Source organism: Paraburkholderia sp. J69-1 (assembly GCF_905220255.1).
In the GTDB taxonomy this organism is placed as follows: Bacteria; Pseudomonadota; Gammaproteobacteria; order Burkholderiales; family Burkholderiaceae; genus Paraburkholderia.
In genome coordinates, this window is record NZ_CAJMZG010000070.1 from 1 (window position 1) to 1,095 (window position 1,095).

1 protein-coding gene is annotated in these 1,095 nt (G+C 65.1%); it reads left to right on the forward strand.

Annotated features, from left to right (window positions below):
- Window positions 1-4 precede the first annotated feature (4 nt).
- A partial coding sequence (locus tag U5A67_RS40395; RefSeq protein ID WP_321818827.1) for an acetyl-CoA C-acetyltransferase occupies window positions 5-1,095 on the forward strand: 1,091 nt, incomplete at its 3' end.

The following is a 1,095-nucleotide window of genomic DNA, read 5'->3' on the forward strand; positions in this document are numbered from 1 at the left end:
GAAAATGACTGACATTGTGATCGTTTCGGCCGCCCGTACGGCGGTTGGCAAGTTCGGTGGCTCGCTGGCGAAAGTGGCTGCGCCGGATCTCGGTGCGCTGGTGATCAAGACGGCGCTCGAGCGTGCGGGCGTGAAGCCCGAACAGGTGAGCGACGTGATCATGGGTCAGGTGCTCACGGCGGGCTCGGGCCAGAACGTGGCGCGTCAGGCTTCGCTCAAGGCGGGCCTGCCGGCAGCCGTGCCGGCCATGACGATCAACAAGGTGTGCGGCTCGGGCCTGAAGGCTGTGATGCTCGCGGCAAACGCGATCATCGCCGGCGATTCGGACATCGTCGTCGCAGGCGGCCAGGAAAACATGAGCGCTGCGCCGCACGTGCTGCCGGGTTCGCGCGATGGCTTCCGCATGGGCGACGCGAAGCTGATCGACAGCATGATCGTCGATGGTCTGTGGGACGTGTACAACCAGTACCACATGGGCGTGACGGCAGAAAACGTCGCGAAGGAATTCGGCATCACGCGCGAAGAGCAGGACGCGTTTGCAGCCGCTTCGCAGAACAAGGCCGAAGCCGCGCAAAAGGCGGGCCGTTTCGACGCGGAAATCGTGCCGGTCGAAATTCCGCAGCGCAAGGGTGAGCCGCTGCGCTTCGCCACCGACGAATTCGTGCGTCATGGCGTCACGGCCGAATCGCTGTCGAGCCTGAAGCCGGCGTTCTCGAAGGAAGGCACGGTCACGGCTGCCAACGCTTCGGGCATCAACGACGGCGCGGCCGCGGTGGTGGTGATGTCGGCGAAGAAGGCCGAGGCGCTGGGTCTTACGCCGCTCGCGCGCATCAAGTCGTATGCAGCAGGCGGCGTCGATCCGAAGATCATGGGTATGGGCCCGGTGCCGGCTTCGAAGCGTGCGCTGGAGCGCGCGGGCTGGTCGGTGGGCGATCTCGACCTGATGGAAATCAACGAAGCGTTCGCGGCGCAGGCGCTGGCCGTGAACAAGCAGATGGGCTGGGACACGTCGAAGATCAACGTGAACGGCGGCGCGATTGCGATCGGTCACCCGATCGGCGCATCGGGTTGCCGCATTCTGGTGACGCTGCTGCA